Source organism: Capnocytophaga felis (assembly GCF_009684755.1).
Classification (GTDB): Bacteria; Bacteroidota; Bacteroidia; order Flavobacteriales; family Flavobacteriaceae; genus Capnocytophaga; species Capnocytophaga felis.
Map to the genome: position 1 here is coordinate 1 of NZ_BLBC01000013.1, position 25,788 is coordinate 25,788.

Consider the following 25,788-nt stretch of genomic DNA (forward strand, 5'->3'; position numbering starts at 1 on the left):
CCATTGATTAGTGCATTTTAACATTTCAAAAGAAGACGTATGTAATTATTTGAAATTCAAAAAACTAATTTTAATTTTAGATGTCATAAAACCATTTTATTAAAAAATAAGAAGAAAAAAGCCAATGGGTAATTATAAGGTAAAAAAACGAATAATTTTTATTTTTGTAAAAAATATTATTTTAACTTAAATTTAGCAAAAAAATACTACATCAAACTTTATTTTTAATGCTATGAATACATACTTTAAGACTATTTTCTCAAGAGTAGAACAAAAAGAACGAAAGCTAACGTTTTCACTTGAAAGCATTGTAGAGGACTCCCTGCAAATGATTACTTTTTTTAACGACATCCTAAAAGAGTTAAAAGAATATGTGACCTCTCATCATTTTGTTTGTCAAAAGGAAGAAATTTTCTTTTTTCGAGAGGTAAAACCATATATACAGGGAAAAGAACTATTTTACTACCAAATTTATCAAATGGAAACTATTGCAGCATACCTGCCAGAAAGTCATTTAAAAAAATATTTTGTAAAGCAAGAGAATAAACTTGAAAAAGAATTCAAAAAACGTTTTCAAAAGCAACCCTTTTACAACTACTATCTTTCAGGAAGTCGTCATTGGGACAGTAAGTATTTCACCAGATATCAATGTGATATTATTGATATCCAACAAGAATATATGCTAAATTTCGATCCTGATTTTTCGACTTACTATGATTTTTTAGTAGCTCAAATTCTCTGTCACAAGCAATTGATGGAATATTTTTTTCATCGAACCATAGAACTGGAAAATAACATCATTACAAAAGATATTTCTCTTGAATGGACAGCAACTAAAAACGATCTAATTGAACTAATTTATGCATTACAACAAGTCAAAGCCATTGCAGGTGGAAAAATGAGCATCAATAAAATGATAGCTACTTTTAACAAGATTTTTAAGCTCGATTTGAAAGATAGTCATCACGCTTTTCACAGAATGAAAACACGCTCCAAATCCAGAACCTCGTTTTTGGACGAACTTAAAAGATCTTTGGAGGAATATATGGATAAAGAATAATTTACACAACCGGATTTGATTTCTGATTAGTAACATCCCATTCGATAGTACTAAAGGAATCACCTTACTATTGACCTTTTGAAGCGGGTGCGGTTGCGAGNNCTCGCAACCGCACCCGCTTCACAGGGCAAAGGTAAGATTTTTTTGACAATATGTAAATAGTTTGTAACTTTGCCTCATTGAGTTACTACCCAAAATAGGTAAAAACAATGAAAATAGTTCCGTTACCAAATCGTTACCTTACATATCTTAAAAACCAATTAACTTGCTGATAATAAAATTTTTGAGATAGCTCTTCTATTTTTCATACAAAAATCATTTTTAGTAAATGTTTAACTTTTAAATGATTATCTGTTAAAAGTAAAAATGCTTACAGAAATTAAAAAAATAATTCCGAAAGCAAAACGATTGTTTTTATAAATTAAAAAAATATCCCCCTTGCCCCCTTAAAAGAGGGAATAAAGCACCGAAATTTTAGAATTATCTGAATTAAAACAGGAAGATGTAAAAAATAATTTAATAAAAGGATAGAATTAGTTTTCGGAGCTTAAAATATTGTCATCTAAATTTAAATTATTGTTTCCAAAATTAAAAAAAATAATTCCGAAAGCAAAAATATTGCCTTCGGAATCAAAATAAATGCTTTTGGAATCTTTTAATTTTTAGAACTAATCTTTTATAAACTTGATTGTTTCAATTTAATAAAAAGAATTCTATTTTTTCAATGCTTTAAGTAATTCATTTTTCATTGTATTTACACCCGGAAAACCTGAAGTTTGATAAAAATGTTCTCCATCTCTGTCAATGATTACGTAAGTAGGCACACCTCTGGCATTGAGGCTTTTTTCCAAATAACTCCATTGTTTTTTATTGACGCGATAATGTTGCCCTTTGATGTTTGGAATCATATTTTTCCAAGTTTGTTCCGGTGAATTTTCGCCCGCTAAATATAAAAACACTACATCTTTATCGGCAAACTCTGCTTTAAGTGGCTCCATTTGTTTGTTGGCAGCCAAACAAGGTCCACACCAAGTAGCCCACATATCTATCAAAATTACTTTCCCTTTGAAAGGTTTTAACATTTCTACCAAAAGTTGTTCATCACTGGTTTGTGGAACATTAAGCACAGTAAAGCCTGTTTTCTTTTTATTTTCTTCAATTTGAGCTAAAAGTTTATCATTTTCCTTTATTAAAATTTGCTGAATTTCAATAGGTAATGATTTTATTTCTTTTTTGTTTTCTTCTGTAAGAGGTTGATAGTTTTCAAACTGATTAGCGATACTTCTTGCTTTGATAAGGTTTAATAAAAAAGCATCGTCGGTACCCCAAATTTTGGCAATGGCAGCTGCACCTCTGTTTTTGTTATTGTATTCTTTTATTAAATCATCATACTTCATTCCTATTTTCTCTAATTCTTCTATTTTTGAAAAAGGAGTATTGTTTTGTTGGGCTTCCAGAAATTCTTTGAAAAAATTTTTATCGGCATCGGTAACTTTAGGACTTTCTAACAGAAAATTAATTATGTCTGAAATTTGATTTCCTCCTGTATAAAAAAATGAAAGGTCATTAACAAGTTCACTTACAACAGGTGAAAGTAAAATATCGGGGTCATTATATGGAATTTCTTTGTAAAAATCATAAAAATCAGCTCTTTTAGGTTCTGAATAATACTTCATTCTGGCTTCATTTTCCGAAATATTATATTTTTTGGCATAAGATTTAGATAAATAATATCCCATCATATCTATGTTATTTATCAAATCATCAATGGCTTTTGAGTTTAATATTTTTCTTGACAAATCGTTTATTTTTAAAGCATTATTTCTTGAAATTTCTTTTTGATATTTTTGTTTAAAAAAGTTTTCGAGAGCATTTGTACCTGAATCAGCAATGGAATCCATATTAACGCGATTTCTTTCCTCTTCAGCGGAAATTTTATAAACATCATAATTGACATCTGCCAAAAATCCTGCATAGTAAATTTCTTCTTCTTTTGAAGTCTTAGTTCTTTGTAAACGACTTTGTTTGCGTTGCATTTCAGACAAATTGATAAATACTTTTAATTCTTTATCAGGAGCAACTATTAAAGGAATATAAAATGAATTGGAACGTAATATAAGTGAGGTAGGACTATAAATGGTCGTGTTAATTTTGAATGTACCGTCTTCCGAAATGGTTACGGGGTTTTTGTCTCTATTACCAGTAACAGGATTTGGGTAAATGAATTCAATATCTCTAAATTCAGGTCTGTATCCTATGATTTTGCCACTTACTAAACCTTTTCCTTTCTGCCATTTTGCTGAAAAGTTTTTTGTAACTTGATGTTTTTGCTGAAATTCTTTGGGAAGATTGACTTTATTAGTTTGTTTTTTATTCAAATTAATGTCATAGATTTTAAAACAACCTTCACAATCACTTTCAATAAAGTCAAATTTTTCAGTTTTTAAGGGTAAAGGTTCAAAAATAAGTTTGAAAGAAGCTTCTCCTGATTTTGGCATCCAAAAAAGAGAGTCTAATACAATGCCCTCACCTTTTCGGATTTTATATTTTTTGTCTCCTACTTTCAAATAAGTGTCAGAAGCAATTCTAATCCAGTTTTCAGGTTTGTAAAATGCATCAATGTCAAGTACGGTTTCTTTCTCAGAAAGATTTACTTTGCGAATTTCTAACGTTTGACTGTTGGCAAACCCAAAAGGAGGCAAATCCACAGCTTTATTTTGTGCTTGTATGTTTGCAAAAGTGAAAGCAAACAAAATAGTAAAGATTGATGATAGTAATTTCATAACAAATAATGATTTGGTTGATAATCTATTGAACAATATGTATTTTTCGTTTTTATAAAATTTTGATACACAACCCAAAGATAATCATTTTTTTCTTGCAAAATAGCTTTTAGAAACTTTTTAACAGATAACTGTAACAAATTTTATAGATTGATACAGATTTTTTTGTTTCTCGGAAGTTAAAAAAATATCCCCCTTGCCCCCCTTAAAAGGGGGAATAAAGTTCCGAAATTTAAAGTTATCTGAATTAAAGCAGAAAGATGTAAAAAATAATTTAAAAAAGTAATGTTATTTTCTTCAAGAACTAAAAAAAATGATTCCGAAAGCAATATTTTTGCCTTCGGAATCATTTTTTTAAAAATATTTTACTGAAAAAGAGATTATCTTCTTTAATGAATAAAATAAAATCTTTTTGTATTGCTTTCTGTAAGGTTTAAAGTATTATAATATTGGTAAATCTACAAAGCTTCTGCCTTTACCCATTCAATTTCATAGCCTTTATCATCTATTTTTGTATCACTTAAAAAATGAACATACGATAATCCGTGTTGTGAATGGTTTTTCAGCGGAATTTTCATTCGTTTTTTATCATCAACATACACTTGAGCAAAAGGTTTATCCTTTTCTAAATCCCATTCTATCCGAATGATATGTGCTTTTTCGTCTTTTATTTTTAACATTTCCGCATTTAACGGAATCGTAAAAGGAGCAAAATATGCTGCCGTGCTATCTGTTGGATTAAACCAGCGGTCATTAAGTAATAATTTCCCTTTTGTAGTTTTATCTTTAAATCGGATAGATGTCGTAAACTTTCCTTTCTGAAAAGCAGGGAAATTCCAAACTGCTCCTCGTTGTGAGGTAAGTAAAGAATCATTATGTATATATCGAATTTGTAATTTATTGTCCACCAAAGCACATCCTTCAGTACGATTGTATCCGCAATGCCCTACGATACCTTTATAATAATTAAAAACAGACCATTGTTGCAATCCGTCCGAAAAATCACAAAAACGACTTTTAGCATTAAGCCAATCCACATCAAAAATTAACATTCTGCGATGCCTTGCAGACTGCCCCAAAGAAACCAATACGCGTGCATCATCTGTTTCAACGAATTGACTTTGATGTACACTTTTATCAATGCCTGGTGCAGTGCCAAAATCAGCTGCATTACGGTATGGGTCGAGATATAATTCCCGAAAACCTTGCCACGTAAGCCCGTCATCTGTTGAAATTGCAGCGTGAATAACATTACGATTTGTAAAAACATCATCCCAAACTCCATTTGTATTGTTCACTTCGGGTAAAGGAGTTGTGTTAGACCAAATGAAAAGTAAACGTCCGTCTCTTAAACGTCCGATAGTGGGCATCGTAATTGTTCCGTAGAATGGAGAAGGTGTTGATTCACTCCAAGTAAGTCCCCCATCGTTTGAAAAAGATTGATAATGTTTATCCTGTGAGGTACGAATCAACATCCATAATTTTCCATTGTTTAATTCCACAACCGTAGGTTCTACGGCACCGTGATTCCAGCGAATTCCTTGATGAAATCCTCCTCCTTTATGGTCAGGAGTGTTTACAAATGATGACTGACGCCACGTAATTCCATCATCATCCGAAACAAATGTAAAACATACTCTTGGCAAACCTTTTTGAAGACCATAATGCCCGCAAACTACAGCTCGTTTGCCTTTGCGAATGAAAACAGGAGGTTTCAGCATTATTGCCATTGAGTCCGAAACCTTTCTAATTACCCGATTACCGTTAATTCCTCCTTCGGTACGTAAAGAATAAGTTCCCATATTGGGAGCTGCAATCAATCGGATGTATTCACCGCTTATCGGACTTCGTGTATCGGCAAAAGGAATATCACCTGAAACATTTACCCGCTTCCAAGTGAAGCCTTTATCCAAACTTGAAAGATAAAAAGAGCCCGGCTCGGCTTGTTCTCCGTAATTATAATGTCTGATTTCACCGGTTTCAAGTAATGAAAGCCCAATGTAAGCATCACTCGGCGGAACACCCACTACTGTAGGCTCCATAATTGCTTTGCCAGAATTTACATTTTGTCCTGATATGCTAAAGGCAAACATCAAAAAGAAAATGGTTATGTATCTTATCTTTTTCATTCTATCTCAATAATTTATTAATTTCTTTATAAATAAGATTACGAAAACATCTAATGACATTTCATTTATTTTTTTGTTTCTACAAATGTACAAAAATTAATTAAATGCAAAAAAAGGAATAATAAGATTTAACTTTCAAATTAAAAATTCTATATAAATGCAAACAGAAGCTACAATATTGCTTTTACAAGCTAAAAAATAATTTTTAAAACTTGAATTATTGCTTTTGAAGTCTGAAAAAATGATTCTGAAAACAAAAATATTACTTCCGGAATCTAAAAAATAGTCATCAGAATCTAAATTATTGCTTCCCAAATCAAAAATATTGTCATCGGAATGTAAAATTTAGGTTTAAAGTTCAAAGTTTGTTGTTTTTGGATTATTAGTTGTGTTATAAAAAGTATGATGGTGGTTCTGATTGTCAGGCTGAGTAAAGTCCGTGAAAACGGAGTATGTGACGAAGCCTTATTATTACAGGGCTTCGACTTCGCTCAGCCTGACAGAAACACTTCTTTTTTAAAGCATCATATTTTTTATCACCTCCGGAATATTATCAATTTTCCCAAAGACAAAAAAAGAAAAGCGATGCACAAAAATAGTGTATCGCTTTTCAATAGTTATGAAAAAATTAACCTTATTTGAGTTCCTGAAAATTGCGTTTAATGAAATCCGTGAGTTCTTTCCCTTTCAAAAGTCCTTGCGAAAGTCTCGCCAAATCAAAGGCTTGCTTAATGAGGCTTTGTTTTTCGTTTTCGTCTTTTGCATTAAGGATAGAGGTTGCCAAAGGCGAATTGGTATTGACCACCAAATGATACATTTCGGGGAAATTACCCATTCCGAACATTCCGCCACCGCCCGTAGCACTCATTTCTTTCATCCGACGCATAAATTCGGGCTGATTGATGCTAAAAGGCGTACTGTCGCTGTCCAAATCTTCCAATTGTACCACAAAACCTTCGCTCGGAATGCTTTTTTCGATGCTTTCTTTAAGTGATGTTTTTTCCTCTTCCGAAAATTTGGAAATCGCAGTATCCTCTTTTTGAATCAGTTTGGCAATCGGAGCTGAATCTACGCGTGCAAAAGTCAGGTTTTCGTTATCGTGTTCCAATTTCTGAATCAAATGCGACACGATGGGCGAATCTAAAAGCAATACTTGGTATCCTTTTTCCTTCGCCTGTTCAATGGCAGCGTGTTGTACCTCTTTATTTTGAGCGTAAAGTACCACTAATTTGCCGTCTTTGTCGGTTTGTTGGTCTTTGATGGCTTCTTTAAGCTCCGAAAGCGTGTAATATTTGTCGTCCACCGTAGGATAAAGCACAAATTCGCCCGCTTTTTCGTAGAATTTCGGTTCGGAAAGCATTCCGTATTCCAAAACAATCTTAATATCGTTCCATTTTGATTCGAAATCCTCCCGATTTGTATTGAAAAGCGATTTTAATTTATCGGAAACCTTTCTGGTAATATAATTTGCGATTTTTTTCACGTTGCCATCGGCTTGCAAGTACGAACGCGACACGTTCAGCGGAATGTCCGGCGAATCAATCACTCCTTTAAGCATTGTTAAAAATTCTGGAACGATTCCTTCCACATTGTCCGTTACAAAAACCTGATTTTGATACAACTGAATGCGGTCTTTTTGAATTTGCATATCCATCGAGAGCTTTGGAAAATACAAAATTCCCGTTAAATTAAACGGATAATCCACATTGAGGTGAATGTGAAACAAAGGGTCGTCAAACTGCATCGGATAAAGTTCACGATAGAAGTTTTTATAGTCCTCATCTTGCAAATCGGCAGGTTGTTTTGTCCACGCCGGATTTGGGTTATTTACAATATTGTCAACGGTTTGATATTCGGTTTTGTAATTTTCATCGGCATTTTCAGGACGAGGAAGCGGCTCTTGTTTGGTTCCGAATTTAATGGGAATCGGCATAAATTTGTTGTATTTACGCAACAATTCTTCGATGCGATATTCTTCCAAAAACTCGGTAGAATCGTCGGCAATGTGTAAGATGATTTCCGTACCTCTTTCTGACTTTTCGGCAGGTTCAAGCGTGTACTGGGGCGAGCCGTCGCACGTCCATTTTACGGCAGGAGCGTCGGTGTACGATTTGGTAATGATTTCCACTTGGTTTGCTACCATAAAAGCGGAGTAAAAACCAAGTCCGAAATGCCCAATCACGCCTGCATCTTTGGCAGTGTCTTTATATTTTTCCAAAAATTCTTCTGCTCCCGAGAATGCGATTTGATTGATATACTTTTCCACCTCTTCGCCCGACATCCCGATACCTTGGTCGATGATGTGTAAGGTTTTATTTTCCTTATCGATTTTTACTTCGATGATAGGATTGCCGTATTCCACCTTCGCTTCCCCAATTTGGGTTAAGTGCTTTAATTTCAGTGTAGCATCGGTAGCATTGGAAATGAGTTCCCGAAGGAAAATTTCGTGGTCGCTGTATAAAAATTTCTTGATAAGCGGAAAAATATTTTCCACCGAAACATTGATATTTCCTTTCATTTCTTATGAGATAATTTAATGATTTAAAAATTAAAATGATTAAAAAAGTTAAATGATTTTAATTCACGGAAATTGCTTTGTCAAAAAAAATACCAATGTTTTTAAAAATGTCAATTTGTCAGTTTTTATTATTGCTGTTAACACTTCTTCCAAATTAAAAAAACAAAAAAGGCTGCCTTTTCTTTTTGGCAACCTTTTCTTTATTTGATGGAAAGGATTTATTTTGTGTATTTGTTTCGCAATTGTTTTGCGGTTTCTACCATTGCAACGAGTGCTTTTTTGGTTTCTTCCCAATGGCGTGTTTTGAGTCCGCAATCGGGGTTTATCCACAGATTTCGTTGCGGAATCACTTTAATGGCTTTTTCCATCAGAAAGCTCATTTCCTCAACCGAAGGCACGCGGGGCGAATGAATGTCGTAAACTCCCGGACCAATTTCATTCGGATATTTAAAATCTGCAAAAACATCAAGCAGTTCCATTTGCGAACGAGAACATTCAATGGTAATTACATCGGCGTCCATATCGGCAATAGCCTGAATCATATCATTAAATTCGGAATAACACATATGTGTGTGAATTTGAGTGCTGTCTTCCACTCCCGAAGCCGAAATTCTGAAAGCTCGTATTGCCCAATCATAGTAGGCTTCCCAATCTTTTTTACGCAATGGCAAACCTTCGCGAATGGCTGGTTCATCAATTTGAATCACTTTGATGCCCGCTTTTTCCAAATCAATCACCTCATCTCGAATAGCCAAAGCAATTTGCGTACAAGTTGTTGAACGAGGTTGGTCATCACGCACGAACGACCATTGCAGAATCGTTACTGGTCCTGTAAGCATTCCCTTAACAGGAAGCGACGTTAAAGACTGTGCGTACTGCGACCAGCGTACCGTCATCGGCTCAGGACGCGATACGTCTCCGTAAATAATCGGAGGTTTTACACAACGCGACCCATAACTTTGCACCCAACCGAATTTGGTAAAAGTATATCCCTTTAATTGTTCGCCAAAATATTCCACCATATCGTTACGTTCAAACTCCCCGTGCACCAATACATCAATTCCCGCTTCTTCCTGAAAACGAATGGAGGCTTCAATTTCTTCTTTCAATAATGTTTCGTATTCTGACAGCGGAAGAACGCCTTTTTTGAAATTCGCCCGCCAACTCCTAACCTCTTGTGTTTGAGGAAACGAACCGATGGTAGTTGTAGGGAAAAGCGGCAGGTTCAACGCCTTTTGTTGAATGGCTTGACGCTCAACAAACGCTCCTTTGCGGTGAGCATCTTTTTCAGTGATGGAAGCTACCCGAGCCTTTACTTCGGTATCGTGGATGAGTTTGGAAGTTTTCCGATTGTCGTTAGAAGTTTTGTTTTGAGCCACAGCAGATTTTTGACTTTCAGTTAAAGAATCCTCTGCTATTGCCTTGATAGTGCTGATTTCCGCGAGTTTTTGTTTGGCAAAAGCCAACCATTGTTTGATTTCGGGAGTAAGCACTTTTTCATTGTTTTCCAACTCCAAATTACAAGGCGAATGAAGCAAAGAACAAGAGGAAGACACCAAAACGCGCTCATTGCCAATCTTTTGCTGTGCTTTCTGAATCAACGTCACTGATTTTTCAAAATCGTTAATCCAGATGTTTCTTCCGTCAACAACTCCGAGTGAAAGTTTCTTTTTACCATCTATTTGATTAAGAACATCATCTAATTGCTCAGAAGCACGTACCAAATCAATGTGAAGCACGTCAAACGGAAGGCTCAATGCCAAAGACAAATTATCTGCCAATGCACCAAAATAAGTGGTCAGGATAAATTCCGTATCTGGGAACGATGCTCTAAGGTCTTCATAAACTGATAAGTACGTTTGTTTTGCTTTTGGGCAGAGGTCAAGTGCCAAACAAGGTTCGTCAATCTGAATGGTTTTCGCCCCGGCGGCTACCAATTCCTTCACGATTTGTTTGTAAGCAACAAGCAACGAAGAAGCCAAATCCAAACGGTCAAAATCATTTTCTTTCTCTTTCCCCAGCAACAAATAAGTAACGATGCCCAGCAACACGGGTTTGGTTTCAAATCCTTTGTCTTTGGCAAATTGATACTCGGCAAGGGCTTTGTTGTATCTTACCTTAAATGATTGATTTTTATAGAATTCAGGAACGATATAATGATAATTGGTATCAAACCACTTGGTCATTTCCATAGCCGTAATATCAATCCCATCTTTCTGATATCCTCTTGCCAAAGCGAAATAAAGTTCCATATCCGACAAATGGCTTATCGGAGCAAAACGATTGGGAATGGCATTTACAGAGAATGAAAAATCAAGCACTTGGTCATAAAATGAAAAATCATTGGAAGGAATTAGGTCAATGCCCGCTTCTTTCTGAATTTTCCAGTTATAAGCTCGGATAGTATCAGCAACTTCAAAAAGTTCTTTTTCGGAAATTTTTCCTGCCCAAAAAGCCTCATTGGCTTTTTTCAACTCGCGTTTCTCCCCTATGCGAGGATATCCTAATAAATTGGTTTTCATATTTTAATTCTATTTTTTTATGTATTTTTACTCTTTTTCTTTTTGGATAGCACACAAATTAAAAAACTTTGGAAACAATATCCACTATTCCGTCCGATTTTCCCATAGAATAATAGTGAAGCGTGGGTACGCCATAGTTTTTAAGTTCTTTGCTTTGCTGAATTGCCCACTCAATGCCCACCTGTTTCACTTCGCTATTGGTTTTGCATTTTTCGAGTTCGCTTACCAATTCTTCAGGCAAATCAAGTTTGAAAACCTGTGGAAGCAAACTGATATGCCTTTTAGTGGTAATGGGCTTGATACCAGGAATGATAGGAACGTCAATGCCAGCCAAACGCACCTTTTCCACGAAATCAAAATATTTTTGATTGTCAAAAAACATTTGAGTTACAATATAATCCGCACCTGCATTTACCTTTTCTTTGAGCCGAGCCAAATCAAAAGACATCGAAGGAGCCTCTATGTGCTTTTCAGGATATCCTGCCACCCCGATGCAGAAATCGGCTCCGTAGTCGGTTTCAATTACGTCGTGCAGATATTTTCCTTTGCTTAAATCCTTGATTTGCTTTACCAGTTCCACAGCGTAGGTATGTCCGTTTTTAGTAGGCTGAAAGTAACGTTCTTCCTTCATTGCGTCGCCTCGCAGTGCCATTACATTGTTGATACCCAAATAGAAACAATCAACCAACAGATATTCAGTTTCCTCTTTTGTGAATCCTCCACAAAGCACGTGTGGCACCGTATCAATACCATATTTATATTTTATGGCAGAGCATATCCCCACTGTCCCGGGACGCATACGGGTAATTTTTTTCTCCAATAGCCCGTTGGGGTGTTCCTTATAAAAATATTCCTCACGCGAGGTGGTTACATCAATAAAAGGAGGCTTGAACTCAATAAGTGGCTCAATATTCCTATAAAGCTCCTCAATATTATTCCCTTTTTTAGGCGGAACAATCTCAAAAGAAAAAAGCGTCTTCCCTTTGGCTTTGGCAATATGCTCTGTTACCTTCATAGTGTACGTGATTTTACAAATAAATTACAGAGGCAAAATTAAAAATATTTTTTAAAAAACAAAATAATTATAAAAAAAAACTACATAAAAATAAAATTCAGAAAAAAAAACTACAAAATAACAAAATCAAAGTATATCAAAATTTACCTTTCACACAACAAACAAGCTTGTGCATATGTATTTTCTACTATTGCATAGAAATTATTTTTAAGACGAATTAATTTTTTCATACTTTTGTCCGATTTTAAAACTTTTTGGCTCACCAATCATTAAATTTGTATGAGTTATTTAATAAAACCTAAAGACTATACTCCCCTTTTAGATTTACAACAAACCGAATTGGGAATTCAGAAAATAAAGGATTTTTTTCAAGCTAACTTATCCGCCGAACTTCGATTACGCAGAGTTACCGCTCCTTTGTTCGTTTTGCAAGGAACAGGACTTAATGACGATTTGAGTGGCGTGGAACGTGCTGTTAATTTCCCAATTAAGGATATGAACGACCAACGTGCCGAAGTAGTACACTCACTCGCCAAATGGAAACGCGTAATGCTTGCCGATTATAACATCGAAAAAGGTTACGGAATTTATACCGATATGAACGCTATCCGTGCCGATGAAGAACTCGGAAACTTGCATTCGCTTTATGTTGACCAATGGGATTGGGAAATGGTAATTTCAGAACAACAACGCAATATTACCTTTCTGAAAGACATCGTACGTCGTATCTATGCCACACTATTACGTACAGAATATTTGGTTTGCGAAAGTTTCTCAAAAATAAAACCCATATTACCTCCCGAAATCCATTTTATTCATTCGGAAGAACTTTTGCAAAGATTCCCGAACCTTACTACCAAACAACGAGAAGCTGCTATCGCCAAAGAACTAAAAGCAGTTTTTATCATAGGCATTGGCGGAAAACTTTCCAATGGGGAAAAACACGACAAACGTGCACCCGATTACGATGATTGGAGCAGTTTTTCCGGTGATTTTGCAGGAATAAATGGCGATATTATCCTTTGGAATCCTATTTTGGAACTTCCTTTTGAAATTTCGTCAATGGGAATACGAGTTGATAAGGAAGCATTGCTTAGACAACTGCAACTGGAAGGACAGGAAAATCGTTTGAACTTATATTTCCATCAACGCTTGATGAATGATACGCTCCCACTTTCTGTTGGAGGAGGCATCGGACAATCCAGATTGTGTATGTTTCTATTACAGAAAGCCCACATTGGTGAAATTCAAGCAAGTATATGGTCTGACGAAATGCGTAAAGAATGTAAAAGATGGAATATTCCTCTGATTTAAGTTTTTTTAATAATTTGAATTGATTTCGAGAGATTTATTTTTTGAAAGAATAAAAAAAGTAATTATCTTTGCCCCAAGTTCATAGAAAGAACCTTGAATGGGGTCGATCGGTTTTGACAGTAAGTCGAATTGAAATGTAAGCATACCGAGCTATGAAATTAATGCTCGTTAATCTCTATTTCAAACTTTTTAAATGGCGAGAATAACTACGCTCTTGCTGCCTAATCTGAAGTTTAGTAGGATTTCTGGCTAAGTCTCTACAAGGTAGGGAAGCGAGATGTCTCTGAAAAGCCCTTGTTGACGGCGGTTCGTACAGAGGCACCATAAAAGTCAACATTGAATCGGATGATGGTTTCTGCTGAAGATTCGGATTTTAGGAAACTAAGCGTGTTGTGGGCGGTTTTTGGTCAGCAACCCGACGAAAATCAAACAAAAACTAAGTATGTAGAAAGCCTTTGAATTGCTTATTTGGACGAGAGTTCGATTCTCTCCGACTCCACAACAAAAAAGGATAATTATTTTTTAGTCAAATAATTATCCTTTTTGTTTTGTTAATTTGTACAACCATTGCACAACCAAAAATCAAACATTCTCTTTTAGGCTTTTGGCGCTGTAAAAATTAGTTTAACAGATTGTTTTTACCTCCTTAAAAAGATAAACAATACTTATCGAATGAGTATTTAAAATTAAATTTTGTCAATAAGTATTCCATTTTAAAATTCAAAACTGCTATTTAGGCTTTAACTTTCAAAGCTTTAAACTTGTTACTTTCTGAATTTTCTACTAAATTTGCCAAGAAACCAAAATTTTTCAGTTTGCTATGAAACATTTTATGATTATTGCTCTGCTGATGCTTCCTTGGGTGGGCACGGCACAAAACACCAAACCCTTTGTAATCCCTGAATTGCAACAATGGCAAGAGGCGGCAGGGAATTTTACCATTGCTGATGAAGCCTCCATTTCAGCTGATGAAAAATCATTGGAAGTGGCACAAGCCTTCGCCGATGATTTTAAAACGATGTTCGGGAAAAGCCTCAAATTCAACAATACCGAACCAAAAATTCAGTTTGAAATCAACCCTAATATCTTGAAGGACAAAGGCGAAGAAGCCTACAAAATCGAAATTGGAAAAACCGTAAAAGTTAGTGCCAATACTACCAAGGGGCTATATTGGGCGACGCGTACTTTGCTACAACTTTCCGAACAGTCTTTTGACCTGCCTTGCGGAACCATTGAGGATTATCCGCAATATCCTTTGCGTGGCTTTATGCTCGATGTAGGTCGGAAATTCTTCACGATGGATTATCTCAAATCGGTCGTAAAACTGATGGCTTATTACAAGATGAACACGTTCCAAATTCACCTGAACGACAACGGATTCAAAAAATTCTTTAATGAAGATTGGGACAAAACCTATTCGGCTTTTCGTCTGGAAAGCACCACTTTCCCCGGACTTGCCGCAAAAGACGGATTTTACACCAAAGAAGAATTTCGTCAGCTTCAAATTGATGCTCTAAAACAAGGCGTTACCATCATTCCGGAAATTGATGCTCCGGCACACACTTTGGCTTTTGCTCACTATCTGCCCGAAATCGGGAGCGACAAATATGGCAAAGACCACGTGGATTTATTCAACCCGAAAACCTATGAGTTCTTTGATAAACTTTTCAAAGAATACCTCGAAGGCGAAAATCCTGTTTTCGTAAATCCGTTGGTTCATATCGGTACGGACGAATACAGCAACAAAGACCCCGAAGTAGTGGAAAAATTCCGTTATTTTACTGATTATTACATCAAATACATTGAAAATTTTGGTAAGAAAGCAGCCGTATGGGGAGCCTTAACTCACGCTAAAGGCGAAACACCTGTTAAGGTAAAAGACGTGCTGATGTTCTGCTGGTATAACGGATATGCCGAGCCTCGCGATATGATTGCTTTGGGATACGATGTAGTTAGCGTTCCGGACGGACTTATATATATCGTTCCGCAAGCGGGATATTATTACGATTATCTGAATATCAAAAAATTATATGAAAGTTGGACGCCTGCTGTTATCGGGAAAGAAATTTTTGAAGAGCAACATCCTCAAATTAAAGGCGGAATGTTTGCCGTATGGAACGACCACGTGGGCAACGGCATCAGTCAGCAAGATGTGTATCATCGTGTCTTCCCTGCAATGCAAACGCTTTCCGTAAAGATGTGGAATGGAAAAAATACTACCTTACCTTTTGCCGATTTCGATAAAAAACGTCATTTACTGAGTGAAGCCCCTGCGGTAAACGTGCTGGGTCGCCCCGAAAAAGCTCAAAAAGGAACTGTTTTTGAAATTAAAAAACCGATTAAAGGACAAAATTTAAATCAATCGCTTACGGATATTGGATATGATTACCGCGTAACTTTCTACCTCAATGCGAAAAACAATCCGAAGGGAACTGCTTTATTCACTTCCGATTATGCAACGTTCTATTTGTCAGACCCTAAAAGCGGAAAAGTAGGATTTAGTCGTGATGGATATGATTATCAATTCAACTATTTTCTACCAACGAATAAAAAGCTGAAAATCATTATTAAAGGAACCAACAAATCGACTTCATTATATGTAAATGACGAACTTATCGAAACTTTGGAAATCGTTCCGCATAAAGACGATGCCCATTTGGATAAACCTCGAAAATGGGTGCAGACTTTGGTCTTTCCGCTTAAAAAATTAGAAAATTTCAACGGAAAAATCACCGATTTAAAAGTAGAATATTTGAAGTAGAAAACAGAAAAACAAACATTTAAAATATTAATTTTTATCTAAGCACTTGTGTTATAAGATTTTTTGTGTTATCTTTGGTGTTATTAACATTTAAAAATACTTATTATGAAACATTTAAAATTATTGTCGTCGTTTTTTTTGATTTTGTTAGTTTCTTGCAATAGCAAAAAAGAACAGTATACTTTACCTGATTCAGAGAAAGAGAAAATAGAAAGTATTGTAGAAAATAGTCTGTGGATAAATTATTTTTCGAAAACTATCAACTCACCTGCTCAAATTAAAATAGGAAAATCTACAGTAAAAGAGATTAATGGTAAGCCTTATTTAGTTTCTATATACGGAGAATACAGAGCAGTCTCTATGTTAGAGGAAAATTCAAAAACAAAGCATTACGTTTATGCGGGTATCTCTTGTACTTCAAAAACAGGTGCAGATACAGACGGATGCATTCCTGAAACTAAAACTAAATGTACCCCTTGTTCAAATGACGAGAATGATTGTGTCAAAACTGTAACAAGAGATACAGAATAATAAAAGTTTAATAAGATAAACTCAAAAAAATAAGTCCCTTTTCTGAAGGGACTTATTTTTTTATTATTATTTTTCATTTTCGATACGTTAAAAACTTAATGACTTCTTTAATAAAAAATGATTTTCAAATACTGCTTAATCACATTCTCTTTATTTACTCTTCTTCCTTGTATTCCAAAATATCGGCAGGTTGGCAATCAAGGGCTTTGCAGATGGATTCAAGCGTAGTGAATCGGATGGCTTTGGCTTTTCCTGTTTTTAAAATGAAAAGATTGGAAAGCGTTAACCACTAAATTCTATTTCCACAAACAAAAAGAAAGTCTTGAAAACTCAAGACTTTCATATTACATTTTTTAAGATTTGCTAATTTCTTTTTTATGAAGTTTTTCCTTTATTAAGAAAACGTCCAATTTCCCCCAACCAAAGTACAAAACTTGTTCCCCCTATGATTATTAGCCAATCGATTATTTTTAAAGGCGTAACGCTGAACATTTCCCCACCAAAAGTCGTGATAAAAATCTGCCCCAAAACTATTATAAAGGCAATAAACATAAAACCTTGACTTCTTGACATTTGATGTAAAGTACTCTTTCCAGTTCGATAAGCTTTCGCGTTGAACATATTCCAGAATTGAAGCATCACGAAAATGGAGAAAAATAGCGATAATTCATAAGCACTAAGTCCGTTCGGAACTTTTGAAAAATCAAAAAAGCACCCGAAATAATCAGAAATAGAAAATTGCGTAAGCGACTGAATGTCTGTATGCTTAAAGTATTGTACAAATCCAAAAAGCAGAATTACAAAAAATCCTCCTACTCCAAAAATAATTCGAGACATCACTGGAGTTACAATATTCGTATTCCTCTTTCTTGGAAGGTCATTCATTACCTCTTTACTTGGCGGAAGCGATGCCAAAGCCAATGCAGCAAAAGTATCCATAATCAAATTCACCCAAAGCATTTGCGTAACCGTAAGAGGCGATTCTGTTCCTAAAAATGCCCCGAGAAGCACGATAATACAAGCTACAACATTGATTGTAAGCTGAAACAAAATGAAACGCTGAATATTCAGATACAGCGAACGTCCCCACATAACCGCTTTCCCGATACTGGTAAACGAATTATCCAAAATAGTAATATCACTGGCTTCTTTAGCCACCGAAGTTCCATCTCCCATTGAAAGTCCTACCTGAGCCGCTTTGAGTGCAGGAGCGTCATTGGTTCCGTCACCTGTTACCGCTACCACTTCGTTTTTTTGTTGTAACAAATTGACTAATCGGGCTTTATCTAATGGTCGAGCTCTTGAAAGAACTCGTAAATCACCTAATCGTTGCGTTAATTCCTCATCATTCATCTCGGCAAACTCAGTTCCCGTAAGCATATTTTTATCAGAACAAGTTTCGTCCCAAAGTCCTATTTGTCGGGCGATTTCTTTGGCAGTTCCTGAAGTATCTCCCGTTACTATTTTCACCTGAATTCCAGCATTTAAACATTCTTTTATTGCTTGTGGAACATCTTCTCTGACAGGGTCACTGATGGCACAAATACCAACAAATTGCAAATCATTTACAGCCAATTTTCCGTTTTCAAAAACAGTTGTTTTTTCATCAAAAACTTTGTAAGCAAAACCAATGGTACGCATTGCTTGCGATTGATATTGCAGTAATCGTTCTTCAAAATCTTTTTGTGGAACCGGAGAGTTCAATCCGTTGGCTGAATGACAGAAATTCATCACAATTTCAGGAGCTCCTTTTACATACAAAATACCTTTTCCAGCCTCGGACGACTTCACAAAAGTTGCCATATATTTACGTTCCGTAGAGAAAGTCAATTGATTGATTATGTATGCTTTTTCCCGAATAGGAAGATAATTTTTTCCTCGTTCATTTAACCATAACAGCAACGCTCCTTCGGTAGGATTTCCTAAAACTTGTGGTTTTTCTTTTTCAGAAAAATCAATATAAGCTGTGGAATTTATTGCCATCGACTCGGCTATAATTTGCGATAGTTTATCATCTCCCATTTCTTTGAAATTAGGAAAGAAAACTTCATAAATTTTCATCTGATTTTGAGTAAGCGTTCCCGTTTTATCGGTACAAATCACGGTAGTAGCTCCCATCGTTTCGCAAGCGTGCATCTTACGGACTAAATTATTGGTAGCCATCATACTACGCATACTATATGCCAAACTCAGTGTAACACTCATCGGCAAGCCCTCAGGAACGGCAACCACAATGATAGTAATCGCAATCATCACAGTATTAAGGAAATACCCCCCGAAACTAATCCAATCAATTGGTAAATTTGCCGGATTTGAGAAATAAACCAACAACCGACCAACAATTACCAGAAGTGCTATTCCATAACTCAATTTGGTAATGATACCTGCAAGTCTATTAAGTTGTTCATTTAAAGGCGTTTTTACTGAATTATCTATCTGAACTCCTTCGAAAACTTTTCCATATTCAGTATTGTCGCCCACTTGTTTTACTTCAAAAATACAATGCCCATCTACAACTGAAGTGCCTCGACAAATATAATTAGAAGGATACGTGGCTTCTGCCTCAAACTCTTCAGGATTTGTAGTTTTATGTATAACAGGTTCTCCCGTAAGAGTTGATTCATTGATTTGCAATGAAATAGCCTCCAAAAGTTCCCCATCGGCAGGGACTTCTTCTCCCGTTTCCAAAAGAATGATATCTCCTACAACAATATCATTTTTAAGTACTTGCGTAATATTGTCATTACGAATAACTTTATAGAGAATATCGTCATTGACTTTATTAAGGATTTCAAACTGTTTGTTGGCTTTCAGCTCAAAATAAAAAGCTACACCTGTTGCCAAAAAAATAGCAAACAGAATGCCTATAGGTTCCAAAAATACGTGAAAGCCTTCTCCTCCTGCAAAAAATTCATAGCACGAAACTCCGAAAGAAGCCACCAAAGCCACAAGTAAAATAATTATTATAGGGTCGGAAAGTTTTTCCAAAAACTGCTTCCAAAGAGGCTCGCCCTGAACTGAGGTAAGCGAGTTATTTCCAAATTTTTGGCGGTTTTCAAGCACTTGTGCATCTGAAAGACCTTTATAATGATTTTTTTCTGTCATTTTAATTTAATTTTTGCCACAAAAGTAGGCATTTTTTTGAAATAGAATAAAATAGATATTAACTGAAACAATGGGTTTTATATACTTATTTATTGAAAAAACTTGTCATTTTTTTCACAATAGAAGTCTGAACATCAACACTTATCTTTTGGCTTTCCGCACTGAAACATTTATTTCTGGCTTCAATCCAATATTTTGTTTTTTTCGTTGGATTTATGGTTATTTCTTTTAAATTTGATACGTTTTGATCAGGTTCTTTATCAGATTTTAAAATAATTTCAGAGGCATTCATAACATTCCAGCGAAGTTTTGTTGGTGCTTCTCCTTTTGATGTATCTCCTGTAATCAACTCAAAACCAATAATCTGAGCCTTATGATGTACCACTATTTCAATCTCTTTTTCAAATTTTGTTTCGTTATCAAGAGCAATTACCTCAAGTTTATATTTTGTGGTTTTAGCTAAATTGATTTTGATTTCAGTTTTATTTTTAACCGTATTACAAATTCCTCCAGACCAAATATAGGCTTTCATTCCATTTTTGATATTCCAAGACAAAGTAACTGTTTCTCCGTATGTTACATCAAACTTATTTGATTTAAAATCAATAATTTGAGGTCTCGGATAAACATCTATATCAATTGCTCGATATGCGTTTTCTGTTTGATTTTCAGAATTTTGAATTGGAATAGGAAAAAGAGTAAACAACGTGCTTTTAGTCATTTTCTTACGAGCCTTCCCTCTTAAAGGAACTGCCTTTTCTGAAATACTATCAAAGTCATTGTTTTTTAAGCAATTAACTTCTTGCTCTTTTTCTAAAAGATAAACTTTAGAAGCATTTTTTACCCTCCAACTCAATTCAATTTCATCTCCTTCAAGTACAACAATTTTAGAAGCCGAAAATTGAATCATAAGCGGGCGAGGAATGTTTAACTCAAAAGAAAGAATTTCATTCTTAACTCTCTGATTCAATTCTAAAAAAGAATATTCATCAATAGGTCGGATAGTTAAATAATTTGTATTTCTGACATAAACATCAAGAACAAATAACAAATCTTTAATTATTGGCGACAAATTTTGTAAATCTTTATAAATTTCGGAAGATTTCAGATTAAAAAAATCATTTTCCGAAAAAAGTAAATATTCACTTTCTTCCAATCGATATTTTTCCCACAAATCAGGATTTTCGATGATTGCCAAAACAGACAGATACACAATCAATTCAGAAAAATAATCTGCCGTTAAAGAAGATTTTTTGCTGTCAAAACGCGACGGATGCTGATAGCCTTTTAATCCTGAAACAACCTCTTCTTGCCCTTCGGTTTCCGGTATGCAAATAGAATCATAATCAATCAGACTAATGTTATTATTACTGTCTATCAATATATTACCGTGTTGCAAATCACCGTGGGAAATTTTATTTTCGTGAAGAGTTTTTACCATTTGCATAAATTTTTCAGCAAAATTCAGCAATTTCTCTTTGTCATAAAGATTTTCTTTTAGATAGTCCTTAAGCAACTGACCATCAACCCACTCCATACGAATAGTATCGTGCAGAACACCATTTACCAGCAATCCTTTAGAGTCGTAGAAAAATTCTCCAAAGTAAGGCAATTTTCTGCTATTCAAATAATTAGAAATCGCTTGAAAACGTTCTCTTTCCCCATAAGGAGTATGCCACACCCGAAAAGCCCATTTCTTTCCTTGATGCTCCAATTTAAAAACCATATTAAAGCCCCCCGTGTAGCAGAAAGGCTGTCCGTTTGCTTTTTTAACGGCAATAGCCCCCTGTAACTCAGTAACTTTAAGAAACTTCTCCAGATTCTTAACTGAAGTAATTATATTTTGCATATTGATAGCCATCGTCTAAAACTTATCAAATACACTTAATGTTGGGTTTTCCTCTTTTTTATCCACGATTTCTCCATCAATTTTCTGCTCTCTGAAATCTGTATTCTCCAAATCGGTAAAATGAGTTACAGAATAATTGAATTCCTTTTGCTCATCATCTGTAACTTCAATTATTAAAACGGTAGAATCATCATTTTTCAATAAGTTTTCATCTCTCTGTTGCTGAATGATTTCCACAAAATCTTCCTGATTTTCAATATTTAATAATGAATCTACTGCTTTTCTGACATCTTTTTTAAGTTCCGAAATAAACCATTCCGAAACGGCATCTGTCATCAGGAAAAAAGTTCCTTCTTTAATTTTTTCCTCAACCGACATACATAGTTCTCCTCGCTGATTATTCTCAATGCTTGCCAAATAATCAGGATAGTTATCAAAAACAAAATCTCTTTTGTTAGGATATTTCAATACACACTGAAAATCAGAACAATACTTAGGAACAAAGAATAAAAAACTATCTCCAATAAATTGTGCAATCCACTTATTTTCATTTTGTAGAAACGCTAAGCCGATAAAAGTTGCTGCTGCAAATTCTTTTTTACTATACTTTGTTTTTACAAACCACTTTACATTTGGCAGTTGAACAATTTCTTCAATGTTTTGTTGCCATTCTTTCTGACATTTGTTTATAAATTCCGAATCTACCCAACTCGTGCCTTTCACGTAATTATCCACCAAAATTTGCGACCATATTTCAGAGAAAAAAGAAATTGATACTCCGTCAGAAACTGCAAATCGATGCCTTTCCGTATTGAAAGCATAACTATCTGCACAATCGGAATATAATTCTGATTTCTTGTTAGTTACAAATCCTTTTATGGTAAATTTCATTATAAAATGTATCTATTATTTAGAGCTTGAACCGAAGCTAATAAATTTGATAAAACTATCTGCACTTGCATTGGAAATAAACCCTCGAGAATTAGGACGTATGTCAAAATCATATCTTCTTCCCACTTCTTTGTAGGCTCTTGGTACTTTGCTTGAAATGCTAAACAAGAATTTTGCATTTTCATCAGGCAATTCCAATGAACTTTCCTCAAAACGGCACTCTCTTCCTATTCCTAAATGAATATTGAAAACCAGAGGATTACCATCTTCCATATGCATACTCATTATATCATAAGCCTTATTGGTTGTGTTACGGATATCCTCATCGTCATCATCTTTTCCTGTAAAAGGAAAGCCATCTGAAATATTAATAATTACAGGTGCCGGATTTTTTGGTTTCTTTTCTATCCAAGCGGTAACAAGTTGTTTTGCAAACTCAAATGCCTCTGCCATAGGAGTAAGACCATTTTCAGGACAGGTAGGCTCAATGAAAATCGGAACTTCTTCTTCTATTTCGATAAATCCGCCATCGCCATCAGGAATATTTTTTTTGACAGCCTCAAAACGCAACGGGCTTTCAGCAAAAGAGCCTATGTATCCGGAACGAATATCATCTACTGAAGTGCCTCCCTTTCCTCCATAACCGATAAGAGAAATGAACAAACGGTCTTTCACCATATTTCCGCTACTGCACTGCAAAATCAAGTCATTAATTGTTTCATTAATAACAGAAGCCGTAAATTCAGCTTTGTTTTTATCTGCAGTGAATTCCTCCTGCATTGAAGCAGATTGATCTATCAAAAAAATAATAAAACCCGGCGTGGCCGAGCTCCACATTGTAGTGTAATTATCCATAATTCCTTTCTTTAAAACATCACAAAGGTAAAAATATTTTTGAAATATCATTATATTTTTTATTTTTAAATTCATTTTCAAGCATATAAGCTTATAAAAAATCCATAGAAAATTAGAAAAAATGCTTTTCCAAAAATCAACTTTTCATCAATTTTTCAATAAAAAATTGGTGAAATTATGCGATTTGGCACGGATTTAGATATTCTGTAAACAAACCAAAAAATATTTTTATGCAAAAGATTAGTTTACTTCTACTATTGTTTGCCTCCATTGTGAGTAATGCTCAAGAAATTGGCAGTGCGGGACGTTGGTTAAAAAACGAAAATCGGAGGGATGTCGCCATTGACCGCGGGCTAAACACAAATTACAATTATCGATGGGAAATGACTTACGATGCAGGTTATGCCGAAGTTTTTATTCGTATTCCTGAAATGGGGCGTTTTACCATTAGCTTGGGAGACCAAGAAATTTCAAGTAGTACCGGAATGTTCCGATTTTTTGATGTGTATGCCAAAACTCAACAACTTAACATTTGGTATGGACGAAATCTAATATACTGTGTTACAATAACTCCGCGTGACAACACACGTTTAGTATTGGATTTTTTCTCACAAAGAGGATTGTTCCTTTTAGAGGAAATAAACCTTAACAATGTTCGAGAAGTGTATTACGGAAGAAGATGGAATGACGTTTGGAATAATGCATATGGAAGAAGAACTATGGATTATAACAATTTCGGTTCTTTTTTCAAAATGTTTAAAAATCAATCATTTGACGATGACAAACTGAAATTCTTCAGAATGCAGAAAAACACAACATCTTTTACTACAAAACAAATCGCCGATATGATGAAGTGTTTGAGTTTTGATGATAATCGTTTGATATTAGCAAAAGAAGCCTTCTATAATGTAATTGACCGCGAAAATTACTACAAACTACACGAGAGTTTCTCTTTCAGAAGTACAGCAAATAAATTCGCTGACTTTTTAGAAGACGCCGATGATGACTAAAAGCAAAATTTCAAGAAAAAAACAAACCTCCTGACCTTGTTGCAAACAACTAAAAAAACAACAAGGTTAGGTTTTTATCTTTTTGAACTTCAACTTTTTTGTTAATTTTTTGCATACTTAAAAAATTTGATTACATTTGCCCACAAATTTTCAATATGTCAATTCAGCAAATTCAAAATGAGATTGTAGAAGAATTTTCTTTCTTTGATGATTGGATGCAACGATATGAGTATCTGATTGAACTTGGAAAATCTTTACCATTGATTGATGACAAATACAAAACAGACGATTACACAATCAAGGGTTGCCAAAGTAAAGTTTGGTTATTTGCCGAACTTCAACAAGGAAAAGTAGTGTACACCGCTGATAGTGACGCTATTATCACAAAAGGAATCATTGCTTTACTTGTGCGTGTTTTTTCAAATCAAACACCAGAAGATATTGTAAAGGCGGACACTGCCTTTATTGACCAAATAGGGCTAAAAGAACATCTCTCACCCACACGTGCCAATGGCTTGGTAAGTATGATTGAGCAAATGAAACGCTATGCACTTGTTTATCAACTAAAAGAATCTTAAAAATATGTCCGATACAATTGATACAGAAGCTTTAGGCGAAAAAATTGTTGAAACGTTAAAAACAATTTACGACCCCGAAATTCCCGTTGATATCTATGAATTAGGGCTGATTTACGATGTATTCGTAAATGAAAATTTTGATGTGAAGATTCTGATGACACTCACTACACCTAATTGCCCAGTAGCAGAAATTCTGCCTGTGGAAGTTCAGGAAAAAGTGAAAAGCATTGACGAAATTAATGATGTGGAGGTAGAAATCACTTTTGACCCGCCTTGGCATCAGGATATGATGAGTGAAGTAGCTAAATTAGAATTAGGATTTTTGTAAAATAGTTTCCTTTGGCTGACGAAATTATAAATAGAGTAACTAAAAGTCCGTTGGAAGTTTTTGATTTAGAAGACTTTTATCCAACAGAAAGGCGAGTTTTATTCGATTTGAAAGATTTTCTTTTTGAAGGACTCATTTTGAGAGAAAAAGATTTCAGAGAGCAATTGGAAAACCATCCTTGGACTGATTACAGCGATTGTTTTGTTGCAATTGATAACTCAGCTGATGCGATTGTTCCTGCGTGGGCTTTTATGCTTGTAGCTTCAAAATTACAACCTTACGCAAAAAAAGTTGTACAAGGAAATTTAACCGATTTAGAAAACTCTGTTTTTCAAGAAATTATCTCTGAAATAGATTTTTCTTATCTTGAAGGAAAACCCGTTATAATTAAAGGATGTTCCAAAAAACCAATTCCTGAAAATGCTTATGTTTTGGCTTTACAAAAAATTCAGCCTATTGCAAAAAGCATAATGTACGGGGAAGCTTGTTCAACAGTACCTATTTTTAAAAGAAAATAAACTTAAATTAATTAAATATTT

18 protein-coding genes, 1 other RNA gene and 1 pseudogene are annotated in these 25,788 nt (G+C 34.9%); 10 read left to right on the forward strand and 10 right to left on the reverse strand.

Translation table 11 applies throughout. From position 1 onward, the window contains the following. The first annotated feature begins 232 nt into the window (after positions 1-232). Positions 233-1,060, forward strand: coding sequence for an RteC domain-containing protein (locus tag GN105_RS09940; RefSeq protein ID WP_155285252.1), 828 nt, complete (start codon positions 233-235; stop codon positions 1,058-1,060). Between the two features lie 713 nt (positions 1,061-1,773). On the opposite strand, the gene GN105_RS09945 is transcribed toward GN105_RS09940, so the two are convergent. Beyond that, a complete protein-coding gene (locus GN105_RS09945; RefSeq protein WP_155285253.1) occupies positions 1,774-3,843 on the reverse strand; it encodes a thioredoxin fold domain-containing protein in 2,070 nt (689 codons plus the stop codon). 458 nt (positions 3,844-4,301) lie between these two features. Beyond that, on the reverse strand, positions 4,302-5,972 hold the full coding sequence (locus tag GN105_RS09950) for a sialidase family protein (protein WP_155285254.1): 1,671 nt from the start codon (positions 5,970-5,972) through the stop codon (positions 4,302-4,304). A 402-nt stretch (positions 5,973-6,374) separates the two neighbouring features. On the opposite strand from GN105_RS09950, the gene GN105_RS09955 reads away from it, so the two are divergent. Beyond that, entirely contained in the window at positions 6,375-6,614 is a 240-nt protein-coding gene (locus tag GN105_RS09955; protein ID WP_155285255.1) for a hypothetical protein, read from the forward strand. On the opposite strand, the gene htpG is transcribed toward GN105_RS09955, so the two are convergent. The 3 genes from htpG to metF all read right to left on the reverse strand — a co-directional run bounded on the left by htpG (position 6,607) and on the right by metF (position 12,027). Continuing rightward, on the reverse strand, positions 6,607-8,490 hold the full coding sequence (gene htpG / locus GN105_RS09960; protein ID WP_155285256.1) for a molecular chaperone HtpG: 1,884 nt from the start codon (positions 8,488-8,490) through the stop codon (positions 6,607-6,609). The genes GN105_RS09955 and htpG overlap by 8 nt on opposite strands. A gap of 218 nt (positions 8,491-8,708) precedes the next feature. Then, complete coding sequence (metE, locus tag GN105_RS09965; protein WP_155285257.1) at positions 8,709-11,012, reverse strand: 5-methyltetrahydropteroyltriglutamate--homocysteine S-methyltransferase; 2,304 nt, start codon at positions 11,010-11,012, stop codon at positions 8,709-8,711. Between the two features lie 58 nt (positions 11,013-11,070). Continuing rightward, positions 11,071-12,027: a methylenetetrahydrofolate reductase [NAD(P)H] gene (gene metF, locus GN105_RS09970; RefSeq protein WP_155285258.1), complete on the reverse strand. Its 957-nt coding sequence runs from the start codon at positions 12,025-12,027 to the stop codon at positions 11,071-11,073. Between the two features lie 279 nt (positions 12,028-12,306). Between metF and asnA the strand changes: the two genes are divergently transcribed. The 4 genes from asnA to GN105_RS09990 all read left to right on the forward strand — a co-directional run bounded on the left by asnA (position 12,307) and on the right by GN105_RS09990 (position 16,633). After that, positions 12,307-13,341, forward strand: coding sequence for an aspartate--ammonia ligase (gene asnA / locus GN105_RS09975; RefSeq protein ID WP_155285259.1), 1,035 nt, complete (start codon positions 12,307-12,309; stop codon positions 13,339-13,341). Positions 13,342-13,440: 99 nt separating this feature from the next. After that, positions 13,441-13,843: a transfer-messenger RNA gene (gene ssrA, locus GN105_RS09980) on the forward strand. 318 nt (positions 13,844-14,161) lie between these two features. Continuing rightward, the gene (locus GN105_RS09985; protein WP_155285260.1) at positions 14,162-16,102 is read left to right on the forward strand and encodes a beta-N-acetylhexosaminidase; all 1,941 of its coding nucleotides are present in this window, start codon (positions 14,162-14,164) and stop codon (positions 16,100-16,102) included. Positions 16,103-16,207: 105 nt separating this feature from the next. Then, the gene (locus GN105_RS09990) at positions 16,208-16,633 is read left to right on the forward strand and encodes a hypothetical protein (protein ID WP_155285261.1); all 426 of its coding nucleotides are present in this window, start codon (positions 16,208-16,210) and stop codon (positions 16,631-16,633) included. Positions 16,634-16,787: 154 nt separating this feature from the next. Here GN105_RS09990 and GN105_RS13005 read toward each other — a convergent pair. From GN105_RS13005 to GN105_RS10015, 5 genes and pseudogenes are all read right to left on the reverse strand, one after another. Further along, positions 16,788-16,919 (reverse strand): annotated as a pseudogene (locus GN105_RS13005) (helix-turn-helix domain-containing protein); the annotation flags it as partial. An 89-nt stretch (positions 16,920-17,008) separates the two neighbouring features. Further along, positions 17,009-19,738, reverse strand: a complete 2,730-nt coding sequence (locus GN105_RS10000) for a calcium-translocating P-type ATPase, PMCA-type (protein ID WP_155285262.1) — start codon at positions 19,736-19,738, stop codon at positions 17,009-17,011. An 85-nt stretch (positions 19,739-19,823) separates the two neighbouring features. After that, a complete protein-coding gene (locus tag GN105_RS10005; RefSeq protein WP_173014998.1) occupies positions 19,824-21,587 on the reverse strand; it encodes a protein kinase domain-containing protein in 1,764 nt (587 codons plus the stop codon). A gap of 15 nt (positions 21,588-21,602) precedes the next feature. Further along, positions 21,603-22,478, reverse strand: a complete 876-nt coding sequence (locus tag GN105_RS10010; RefSeq protein WP_155285264.1) for a hypothetical protein — start codon at positions 22,476-22,478, stop codon at positions 21,603-21,605. Between the two features lie 15 nt (positions 22,479-22,493). After that, positions 22,494-23,384: a hypothetical protein gene (locus GN105_RS10015; RefSeq protein WP_155285265.1), complete on the reverse strand. Its 891-nt coding sequence runs from the start codon at positions 23,382-23,384 to the stop codon at positions 22,494-22,496. Between the two features lie 179 nt (positions 23,385-23,563). Between GN105_RS10015 and GN105_RS10020 the strand changes: the two genes are divergently transcribed. The 4 genes from GN105_RS10020 (at position 23,564) to GN105_RS10035 (ending at position 25,767) form a co-directional block, all read left to right on the forward strand. Next, positions 23,564-24,343 carry a proline and serine-rich protein 1 family protein gene (locus GN105_RS10020; protein ID WP_155285266.1) on the forward strand — a complete coding sequence of 260 codons (780 nt, stop codon included), beginning with the start codon at positions 23,564-23,566 and terminating at the stop codon, positions 24,341-24,343. Positions 24,344-24,498: 155 nt separating this feature from the next. After that, positions 24,499-24,921: a SufE family protein gene (locus tag GN105_RS10025; protein WP_155285267.1), complete on the forward strand. Its 423-nt coding sequence runs from the start codon at positions 24,499-24,501 to the stop codon at positions 24,919-24,921. Positions 24,922-24,925: 4 nt separating this feature from the next. Beyond that, complete coding sequence (locus GN105_RS10030) at positions 24,926-25,249, forward strand: iron-sulfur cluster assembly protein (RefSeq protein ID WP_155285268.1); 324 nt, start codon at positions 24,926-24,928, stop codon at positions 25,247-25,249. A gap of 11 nt (positions 25,250-25,260) precedes the next feature. Further along, the gene (locus tag GN105_RS10035) at positions 25,261-25,767 is read left to right on the forward strand and encodes a DUF2480 family protein (RefSeq protein ID WP_155285269.1); all 507 of its coding nucleotides are present in this window, start codon (positions 25,261-25,263) and stop codon (positions 25,765-25,767) included. Positions 25,768-25,788: the final 21 nt, after the last annotated feature.

Coding starts and splice junctions, on each gene's coding strand:
- GN105_RS09940 (WP_155285252.1), top strand. CDS start 233: ATGAATACATACTTTAAGACTATTTTCTCAAGAGTAGAACAAAAAGAA.
- GN105_RS09945 (WP_155285253.1), bottom strand. CDS start 3,843: ATGAAATTACTATCATCAATCTTTACTATTTTGTTTGCTTTCACTTTT.
- GN105_RS09950 (WP_155285254.1), bottom strand. CDS start 5,972: ATGAAAAAGATAAGATACATAACCATTTTCTTTTTGATGTTTGCCTTT.
- GN105_RS09955 (WP_155285255.1), top strand. CDS start 6,375: ATGATGGTGGTTCTGATTGTCAGGCTGAGTAAAGTCCGTGAAAACGGA.
- htpG (WP_155285256.1), bottom strand. CDS start 8,490: ATGAAAGGAAATATCAATGTTTCGGTGGAAAATATTTTTCCGCTTATC.
- metE (WP_155285257.1), bottom strand. CDS start 11,012: ATGAAAACCAATTTATTAGGATATCCTCGCATAGGGGAGAAACGCGAG.
- metF (WP_155285258.1), bottom strand. CDS start 12,027: ATGAAGGTAACAGAGCATATTGCCAAAGCCAAAGGGAAGACGCTTTTT.
- asnA (WP_155285259.1), top strand. CDS start 12,307: ATGAGTTATTTAATAAAACCTAAAGACTATACTCCCCTTTTAGATTTA.
- GN105_RS09985 (WP_155285260.1), top strand. CDS start 14,162: ATGAAACATTTTATGATTATTGCTCTGCTGATGCTTCCTTGGGTGGGC.
- GN105_RS09990 (WP_155285261.1), top strand. CDS start 16,208: ATGAAACATTTAAAATTATTGTCGTCGTTTTTTTTGATTTTGTTAGTT.
- GN105_RS10000 (WP_155285262.1), bottom strand. CDS start 19,738: ATGACAGAAAAAAATCATTATAAAGGTCTTTCAGATGCACAAGTGCTT.
- GN105_RS10005 (WP_173014998.1), bottom strand. CDS start 21,587: ATGCAAAATATAATTACTTCAGTTAAGAATCTGGAGAAGTTTCTTAAA.
- GN105_RS10010 (WP_155285264.1), bottom strand. CDS start 22,478: ATGAAATTTACCATAAAAGGATTTGTAACTAACAAGAAATCAGAATTA.
- GN105_RS10015 (WP_155285265.1), bottom strand. CDS start 23,384: ATGATATTTCAAAAATATTTTTACCTTTGTGATGTTTTAAAGAAAGGA.
- GN105_RS10020 (WP_155285266.1), top strand. CDS start 23,564: ATGCAAAAGATTAGTTTACTTCTACTATTGTTTGCCTCCATTGTGAGT.
- GN105_RS10025 (WP_155285267.1), top strand. CDS start 24,499: ATGTCAATTCAGCAAATTCAAAATGAGATTGTAGAAGAATTTTCTTTC.
- GN105_RS10030 (WP_155285268.1), top strand. CDS start 24,926: ATGTCCGATACAATTGATACAGAAGCTTTAGGCGAAAAAATTGTTGAA.